Annotated in this window: 8 protein-coding genes and 1 tRNA gene; 8 read left to right on the top strand and 1 reads right to left on the bottom strand. The window is 65.0% G+C overall.

The genetic code is table 11. The features are described from left to right. The 8 genes from JHD73_RS24960 to JHD73_RS24925 form a co-directional block, all read left to right on the top strand. Positions 1 to 2164: PAS domain-containing sensor histidine kinase (locus tag JHD73_RS24960; RefSeq protein ID WP_199032860.1), on the top strand; the 2164-nt coding region annotated here is incomplete at its 5' end. Between the two features lie 36 nt (positions 2165 to 2200). Next, a complete protein-coding gene (locus JHD73_RS24955) occupies positions 2201 to 2914 on the top strand; it encodes a response regulator (protein ID WP_199032859.1) in 714 nt (237 codons plus the stop codon). 71 nt (positions 2915 to 2985) lie between these two features. After that, a tRNA-Phe gene (locus tag JHD73_RS24950) sits at positions 2986 to 3061 on the top strand. Positions 3062 to 3347: 286 nt separating this feature from the next. Further along, on the top strand, positions 3348 to 3653 hold the full coding sequence (locus JHD73_RS24945) for a hypothetical protein (RefSeq protein WP_199032858.1): 306 nt from the start codon (positions 3348 to 3350) through the stop codon (positions 3651 to 3653). Positions 3654 to 3826: 173 nt separating this feature from the next. After that, the gene (locus tag JHD73_RS24940; protein WP_199032857.1) at positions 3827 to 4747 is read left to right on the top strand and encodes a MurR/RpiR family transcriptional regulator; all 921 of its coding nucleotides are present in this window, start codon (positions 3827 to 3829) and stop codon (positions 4745 to 4747) included. A 16-nt stretch (positions 4748 to 4763) separates the two neighbouring features. Continuing rightward, positions 4764 to 6119 carry an aspartate aminotransferase family protein gene (locus tag JHD73_RS24935; RefSeq protein WP_199032856.1) on the top strand — a complete coding sequence of 452 codons (1356 nt, stop codon included), beginning with the start codon at positions 4764 to 4766 and terminating at the stop codon, positions 6117 to 6119. Then, entirely contained in the window at positions 6116 to 6958 is an 843-nt protein-coding gene (locus JHD73_RS24930; RefSeq protein ID WP_199032855.1) for a 3-keto-5-aminohexanoate cleavage protein, read from the top strand. Before JHD73_RS24935 ends, JHD73_RS24930 begins: the two co-directional genes overlap by 4 nt. An 81-nt stretch (positions 6959 to 7039) precedes the next feature. Continuing rightward, on the top strand, positions 7040 to 7945 hold the full coding sequence (locus JHD73_RS24925; protein ID WP_199032854.1) for a glutamate/aspartate ABC transporter substrate-binding protein: 906 nt from the start codon (positions 7040 to 7042) through the stop codon (positions 7943 to 7945). 24 nt (positions 7946 to 7969) lie between these two features. Here the strand turns inward: JHD73_RS24925 and JHD73_RS24920 are convergent. Then, positions 7970 to 8516 (bottom strand): FAD-dependent oxidoreductase (locus JHD73_RS24920; RefSeq protein ID WP_199032853.1); only part of this gene is annotated, 547 nt, incomplete at its 5' end.

The following is an 8516-nucleotide window of genomic DNA, read 5'->3' as shown; positions in this document are numbered from 1 at the left end:
GCTGCCGGGCGTGCTGATCTACCTGGTATCGCTGCAGTTCGTCTCGCGCAGTATCGAGTCGTGGTTCGACGTGAAGGTCGAATCGGCGCTGGAGGCGGGGCTGAACCTCGGTCGCACGACCATGGACAGCGCGCTGGCCGACCTGCAGAACAAGGGGCGACTGATTGCCGAACAGGTGGGCGACGGTTCGGCCTCGGCCACCGCCATCACGCTCAACCGCCTGCGCGAACAGTTTGGCGTGCAGGAGGCGACCATCTTCACCGCCAGCGGCCGCGTGGTCGCCACCGCATCGAGCACCTACGACACGCTCGTACCGAGCCTGCCGGACCAGGCGATCCTGGAACAGGCGCGCGCGCCAGGCGGCTATGCCAGCCTTGAGGGTGGCAGCGACTCTGATGGCGATACCGGCCCCACGCCCTCCACACGCAGCAACAACCGTCACAACGATCTCTACCAATTGCGCGTCGTGGTAGCCCTGGGCACGGCCTCGCGCGAAGAATCCCCGCTCGGGTCAAGCTCGCCGGCGCGCAAATGGGCCGGCACGGGTCTGCTGGCCGACCGCCGAGCCGAAGACGGCAACAGCGGCACTTCGCGCGGCTTTGGCCTGATCGGCGAAACCGGCCGCGAAGAGCGCTTCCTGCAACTCGTGCAGCCGGTGCCGCAAGCGCTCGCCCGCAACGCCGATGCCGTGCAGCGCGCCTACCAGGAATATCAGGAGAAAGCGCTCGGCCGCACCGGCCTGCGCAAGATGTATATCGGCACGCTCACGCTGACGCTGTTCCTCGCCGTGTTCATTGCAGTGATGCTGGCACTGCTGCTGGGCGCGCAGCTGGCACGACCACTGCTAATGCTGCTGCAAGGCACACGTGAGGTCGCCGAAGGCGATCTCTCACCCAAGCGCGAGCTGCATACGCGCGACGAGCTCGGCGTGCTGACGCAGCAGTTCAACCAGATGACGCGCCAACTTGCCGACGCGCGCCGCGCTGTGGAACAGAATCGCGCAGCACTCGAGCAATCGAAAGCCTATCTTGAGAGCGTGCTGACCAACCTGACCGCGGGCGTCTTCGTGTTCGACCATCGCTTTGTTTTGCTGACCGCCAACCCGGGTGCCGAGCGCATCTTCAAGCAGCCATTCGGCGCGTGGGTCGGGCAGGGGCTGGCCAGCATCGTGCCGCTGTCAGCCTTTGATCAGGTTGTCGAGCAGGCTTTCGCAGAGCAAGACGCGAGTACCGCAGCCGGCGGCGCTGCAGCGCACTGGCAAAAGCAGGTGGAGATTCCGCTTGAAGATGAAGACGAGCCGCTCACGCTGCTGGTGCGCGGCACGCGGCTGCCGGGGCCATCGGTGGGTGCGCACGGCACGGAGCGCGGTTACGTGGTGGTGTTCGACGACATCTCCGACGTGATCTCGGCGCAGCGTTCGGTCGCATGGGGTGAAGTCGCGCGCCGTCTCGCGCACGAGATCAAGAACCCGCTCACGCCCATCCAGCTCTCGGCCGAGCGCCTGGAGATGAAGCTCTCGCCCAAGCTCACCGACGCCGATGCCGAAGTGCTGCGCCGTGGCGCCACCACCATCGTCAACCAGGTCGCGGCGATGAAGCGTATGGTGGACGACTTCCGCGACTACGCGCGCACACCGCCAGCCGTGCTGCAGGATCTGGACCTCAACGGGCTTGCCTCCGAAGTGCTGCACCTGTACGGCATCGATCACCCAAGCCAGCACGATCACCCGGTCATCGAGGTCAAGTTGGGCGAGGGATTGCCGTTGATCAAGGGCGACCCAACGCAGTTGCGTCAGGTCATCCACAACCTGCTGCAGAACGCGCAGGACGCGGTGGCCGAGAACGAAAGCGCCGGAAGACCTGCCGCACATGTCATGTTGCAAACTGACACGGTAGAATACGACGACGCCTCGGGCGCGCGGCGGCAAGCCGTGCGGCTTGCGATCGCGGACAACGGCAGTGGGTTCTCATCCCGCATCCTCAGCCGCGCCTTCGAGCCGTACGTCACGACCAAATCCAAGGGCACAGGATTGGGCTTGGCCATGGTGAAGAAGATCATGGACGAGCACGGGGCGCGCATCGAATTGCGCAACCGCCAATCGGGTCAATCGGGCACCGACACCGTCGGCGCCCAGGTTTCCATACTGTTCGTAAAACTTGCCTGACGCGGACGGCAATCCCGCCGCACATAGAGGAAAAGCATGGCCACCATCCTCGTTGTCGACGACGAAATGGGTATACGGGAGTTGCTCTCCGAAATCCTCGGAGACGAAGGGCACGTTGTCGAAGTCGCCGAGAACGCGCAGCGCGCGCGCGAGCACCGCGCAAATGCAACGCCCGACCTCGTCCTGCTCGATATCTGGATGCCAGATACCGACGGCGTCACTCTGCTCAAAGAGTGGGCATCGCAGGGCCTGCTGACCATGCCCGTCATCATGATGTCGGGCCACGCAACCATCGACACTGCGGTGGAAGCGACCAAGATCGGCGCGCTGAATTTCCTTGAGAAGCCCATCGCGCTACAGAAGCTGCTGACCGCAGTGGAGCAGGGCCTGTCGCGCAGCAAGGAGAAACCGCGCGCGGCTTCCCCGTTGGCAGCGCCGACTGCGGGCGTGACTGGCGCCGCACCGAATGCCGCAATTGCGGGTGCACCAGCCACGATCGACCGCGCCGACGTCAACGGCGCACCGGTGCGCGCAGCCGAGGGCGGCGGCATGCAGTTCTCCTTTGACATGCCGCTGCGCGAAGCACGCGACCTGTTCGAGCGCGCCTACTTTGAATACCACCTGCAGCGCGAAGGCGGCAGCATGACCCGCGTGGCCGAGAAAACTGGCCTGGAGCGCACGCACCTGTACCGCAAGCTCAAGCAATTGGGCGTCGAGCTCTCACGCAACAAGGGCGAGCCGACCACCTGATTCGATCGCTTTCTTTTTCAACAGGGCTTGACGACAGGGGGCAAACCCTGCCATACTCGCCTTTCTGTTCTGGCCCGGTAGCTCAGTTGGTAGAGCAGCGGATTGAAAATCCGCGTGTCGGTGGTTCGATTCCGCCCCAGGCCACCAAAATTCTTCGCTCCGCAAGTTGCATCGATTCTGCGGAGCAACAAAAAAGACCTCTCAACGAGGTCTTTTTTTATTTCCGGGCGAGTCTTCCTAAGACCCTCCAGTTGCCGGAACACCGCGCCAGCCGCAGATCTGTGACGGAACGTCGCAGACACAAAAATTGTTCCAGAATCTCTTGACGCGCCGCAGCTTAGGGTATACCTAACGCCGCAAACTGCGCCAAACTGTCGCAGGTCTCGGTATAGTGACTCAACGCTATCAAACGGCAGGCACAAGGAGATTCTCCATGGCACTCGTTGGCACCGGTCACCACCACTTCCATTTCCACGCTTTCGACGGCATCAGCCGCAAGACGCGGTTGACGTGGTTGCGCAATGCCGCAGCGCTAACTTGCCTGATGGCGCTGATCGCGACCATGTGGGTTGGCGGCAATCTGTCGGCCCTGATGCATACGCCGATCCTGAATGGCGTGACCCCGCTGGTCGCCGTGATGACCCTGGCGTGCTCGTTCATGGCAGTGAGCCTGCTGGGCCTCATCGCTGCCGGGTTCTTCCAGTTCCGCATGGAACAGCCCGACGCCCCGGCAACCTGAGCATCACATTCTGAACGGAGGCTTCAGCCTCCGTTTTTGTTTGCCCGCCACGGCCGCACCTTTTTAGGTGTGGCCGCTTTGCTTTCTGGACCACCCCGGGGGTGATCCCGATATTGACCCATTTGTTTCAATTATGTAGTTTACGAAACAGTTGAATCAATATCGTGATGCCGATGACCTTCGATGGCCTCATGCAGACGTTGCGCGAACGCGCAGCAGATCTGTCACCACAGTTACAGCGTGCCGCCATGCTGCTGGAGACCCACCAGCACGACATCGCCCTGCTTTCCATGCGCGATCTGGCGCGGCGCTGCGATCTGCCACCCGCCACGTTCTCCCGCCTCGCACGGGCGCTGGGCTTTGAAGACTTTGCCGCGCTGCGCGACATCTGCGTAAACCACCTGCGCCAGCAGGCAGACGGTTTTGCCGGCCGGGCCAGCGCGCTGCAGGGTACCGATGCGGCAGGGGCATCGGATGCCGAACGCATCGGCACCGCCATCAGTGCACACGTGCAATCGGCGTTCTCGCCAGCCAACCTGGACGCGCTGGAAACCGCCGCCGGCGCCTTGTGTTCGGCTCGCCGCGTCTACCTGCTCGGCGCGCGCAGTTGCCTCGCGCTCACGCACGCGTTCGGCTACGCCGCGCAGCTGTTCGACGATAAGGTCACGCTGTGCCGCGGCGCCGGCAATACCCTGGCCGATCCGCTGCGTTTCTGCAGCGAAGGCGATGTCGTCATCGCGGTGACGTTCGACCCGTACACGCGCGAGGTGATCGAGGCGATGCAGTACGCGCATGCGCGCGGCGCGCGCCTCATCTATGTGACCGACAGCGCGATCGCGCCCGGCGCCGAGCTTGCGTGGCAGCAGTTGGTCGCGCCGGTGGCGATTCCGTCGTTCTTCCATTCGCTGGCCGCGCCGCTGGCGCTGCTCGATGCGCTGCTGATGACGTGGTTCCGCCACGCCGGCCCGACCGCACTCGCACACCTGGCCGACAGCGACGCCCAACTCAAACAGCAACAAGCCTACGTGCGCAGCGCTCGCCGCAGTGAAGCGGCCGTCGCGCATCCCGCACCCGTGGCCCCCACTCCACGCTGACACGCCCCGACCGACCATGACACCGTCCACCACATCCGTCTTCCACCGCGACCCGCGCAAGACACTGCCCACCGCCGTCGGCGGCGAAGGCATGACCCTCATCGACTCCAACGGCAAGCGCTACCTGGATGCTTGCGGCGGCGCGGCCGTCTCGTGCCTCGGCCACGGGCATCCGCGTGTGGTTGAGGCCATCTGCAAGCAAGTGCGGGCGCTGGCCTATGCGCATACGTCGTTCTTCACGACGGATGTGGCAGAGGCGTTGGCTGCGCGCCTGACCGCAGCGGCGCCAGGCGATCTGGACCACGTGTATTTCGTTTCCGGTGGCTCCGAAGCCATCGAGGCGGCGCTCAAGCTGGCGCGCCAGTACTTTGTCGAGATCGGCCAACCGCAGCGCCAGTACTTCATCGCGCGGCGTCAGAGCTATCACGGCAACACGCTCGGTGCGCTGGCGATCGGCGGCAACGCATGGCGTCGGGAGCCCTTCCTGCCGCTGCTGGTGCCCGCGCATCACGTATCGCCATGCTTCGCCTACCGCGAGCGCCTCGGCGGTGAGACCGACGCGCAATACGTGCAGCGCCTGGCAGATGAACTGGACGCGAAGATCGTCGAGCTGGGCGCTGAAAACGTCGCCGCGTTTGTCGCCGAGACGGTGGTCGGTGCCACGGCCGGCGCGGTGCCACCGGTGGCCGACTATTTCCGTCGCATCCGCGCGGTGTGTGATCGTCACGGCGTGCTGTTGCTGCTCGACGAGGTCATGTCCGGCATGGGCCGCACGGGCTATCTCTTTGCCTACGAGGAAGACGGTGTGGTGCCCGACATGGTTGCCATTGCCAAGGGCCTGGGCGGCGGGTATCAGCCGATCGGCGCGACGCTGGTGAGCCGCCGCATCTATGACGCCATCACCCGTGGCAGCGGATTCTTCCAGCACGGTCACACCTACATCGGCCACGCCACGGCATGTGCGGCCGCACTGGAAGTGCAGAAGGTGATTGCCGAAGAAAACCTGCTCGCCAACGTGCAGGCGCGCGGCGAGCAATTGCGCACCGCGCTGCGCGCGCGCTTTGCCGACCATGCACACGTGGGCGATGTGCGTGGCCGCGGGCTGTTCGTTGGCGTGGAGCTGGTTGCCGACCGGGCCACCAAGGCACCGCTGCCGCCCGCGCACAAGACGCACGCACGCGTGAAGGCCGAAGCCATGCAACGCGGCCTGATGGTCTATCCGATGGGCGGCACGATCGACGGCCAGCGCGGCGACCACATCCTGCTCGCGCCGCCGTTCATCGCCACCGCGCAGGACATCGACGCCATCGTCGAACGCCTGGGCGATGCCGTTGACGCCGCCACCGCCAACGCACCGGAGGCCGTGTGGTGAGCCAAGCGAGCCAGCCCATCGCCATCGCCGTTGCACCCAATGGTGCGCGCAAGACGCACGTCGATCACCCCGCGCTGCCGATCACACCCGACGAACTGGCCGCCTGCGCACGCCAGTGTGTCGAGGCCGGCGCCGCCATGCTGCATCTGCATGTGCGCCGCCCCGATGGTACGCACAGCCTGGAGCCCGACCATTACCGCCCGGCCATCGCCGCCGTGCAGCAGGCGGTGGGGGATGCGCTGGTCCTCCAGATCACGACGGAGGCGGTCGGCATCTACACGCCGGAACAACAGATGGCATCGGTACGCGCGCTGCAGCCGGAGGCGATCTCCGCCGCGCTGCGCGAACTGGTCCCGGATGCGGCGCACGAAGCAGAAGCCGCGCGCTTCTTTGGCGAGCTTGCCGCGGCGCGCACAGCCATCCAGTACATCCTGTATTCCGCCGACGACGTGATGCGCTACCGCGACCTGCGTGCGCGCGGTGTTTTACCCGAGACACCGCACTGGGTGCTGTTCGTGCTCGGCCGCTACTCGGCTGGGCAGCGCTCGGATCCGTCGGATCTGCTGCCCTTCCTGCGGGCCTGGTCGGACGCTGGCGAGGTCACGGCCAACGTGCCGTGGGCGATGTGTGCATTCGGCCCGCGTGAAGCCGACTGCGCGCTCACCGCAGCACTGCTCGGTGGCCATGCCCGCCTGGGCTTCGAGAACAACATGATGCTGCCCGACGGCAGCACCGCGCCCGACAACGCGGCACTCATCACCAACCTGCGAGGCCACCTCGACGCACTGCATCGCCCGCTGGCCAGTGCTGCGGAGCTGCGCGCCTGGTTCGGCCGCTAGGTCTATTCCGCATTCATCACCACGAAACCACCGTACAGACGGCCACATACAAGGCCGCGTCACACAACCATTGGAGGAAGTATGCGTTTGACCACACGCTGTATCCGATCCATCCCGCTGGCGCTGGCCAGCCTGTTCGCTGTTGGCGCACAGGCGCAGGCGCTCGACGGCACGCTCAAGAAAATCCAGGACAGCAACACCATCCTGATCGGCGTGCGCGAATCGTCGATTCCGTTTTCGTACCGCGACAGTCAGAACAAGATCATCGGTTTCTCGGCGGACCTGTGCTCGCGCGTGATCGACGCGGTCAAGCAAAAGACCGGCAAGCCAGGCCTGCAGGTGATGCAGATTCCTGTGACTTCGCAGAACCGCACGTCGCTGGTGCAGAACGGCTCGGTGGATCTGGAGTGCGGCGTCACTACGCACCTGAAATCACGCGAGCAGCAGACGGCGTTCTCGACCACCTTTTTCATCGCCGGCACGCGCCTGCTAACAGGTGTGAACTCGGGCGTGAAGGACTTTCCGGACCTGGCGGGCAAGTCGGTCATCACCAACGCGGGCACCACGTCGGAGCGCATCCTGCGCAAGATGAACGACGAGAAGAAGATGGACATGAACGTCATCAGCGGCAAGGACTATGGCGAGTCATTCCTCACGCTGCAGAGCGGCCGCGTGGCGGCGTTCATGATGGATGACGTGCTGCTGGCCGGCGCCCGCACGCTGGCGCAGAAGCCCGCCGACTGGGTCGTGACCGGCACGCCGCAGTCGTTCGAGGCCTACGGCTTCATGCTGCGCAAGGACGATCCTCAGTTCAAGAAGCTGGTGGACGACACGATGACAGGCGTGATGAAGAGCGGCGAAATCAATACGCTCTATGCCAAGTGGTTTGAGAAACCGGTGCCGCCCAAGAGCCTGAACTTCAACTTCAAGATGAGCGATCAGTTGAAGGCGCTGTACGCTAACCCGAACGACACGCCGTTCGAGTAAGCGGGCACGCTCACGTCCGATCGATCAGGCAGCCGCCCGGGCCAGTGCGGCGTGATCCGGCTGCTGCATACGGGCCGCCAGCAAATGCTGCGCGGCCCAGTGGCCGGTTTCGGCGGCACCGTCCGTCCACGGACTGCCGAGGTAGTCTCCTGCCAGAACGACACGACGATCGCGCCCGAGTGTGTTGCGGTAGGCAGCAACCGCACGCGCCCGGCCCACGGGTGAGCGTGGCTCGGCCGCCTCCCAGCGCTGCAGATGTGTCGACACCGCTGCGCGCTCGATGCCGGGCAGGTGCGTGGCCATCGCCTCCACGACAAAGCGCACCAGCGCCGCATCGCTCAGGTGCGCGGTCTCTGCAGCCACCTGCTCGCCCAGCATCGCGCAGACGATCGGGCCGTCACCCGGCGCTTTTCCCTGCTGGAACGTGAGTGCGGCGAGCGGACTGCCGTCCACCGGCGCAAACAGCGCGCCATACACGGGCTGGAGCACCTTGGGCGCCGACCAGGACGACGGGAGCCCCAGCGCCACGTGCACACTCGGTGCGTAGCGTGCATCCAGCACGGCCGATTCT

The sequence above is a fragment of the Ralstonia sp. ASV6 genome, assembly GCF_016429285.1.
Taxonomy (GTDB): Bacteria; Pseudomonadota; Gammaproteobacteria; order Burkholderiales; family Burkholderiaceae; genus Ralstonia; species Ralstonia flaminis.
This window is presented reverse-complemented; position numbering and strand designations above follow the sequence as displayed.

Excerpts from the sequence above, each read along its gene's own strand:
- JHD73_RS24935 (WP_199032856.1), top strand. The coding sequence starts at position 4,764 with ATGACACCGTCCACCACATCCGTCTTCCACCGCGACCCGCGCAAGACA.
- JHD73_RS24940 (WP_199032857.1), top strand. The coding sequence starts at position 3,827 with ATGACCTTCGATGGCCTCATGCAGACGTTGCGCGAACGCGCAGCAGAT.
- JHD73_RS24955 (WP_199032859.1), top strand. The coding sequence starts at position 2,201 with ATGGCCACCATCCTCGTTGTCGACGACGAAATGGGTATACGGGAGTTG.
- JHD73_RS24925 (WP_199032854.1), top strand. The coding sequence starts at position 7,040 with ATGCGTTTGACCACACGCTGTATCCGATCCATCCCGCTGGCGCTGGCC.
- JHD73_RS24945 (WP_199032858.1), top strand. The coding sequence starts at position 3,348 with ATGGCACTCGTTGGCACCGGTCACCACCACTTCCATTTCCACGCTTTC.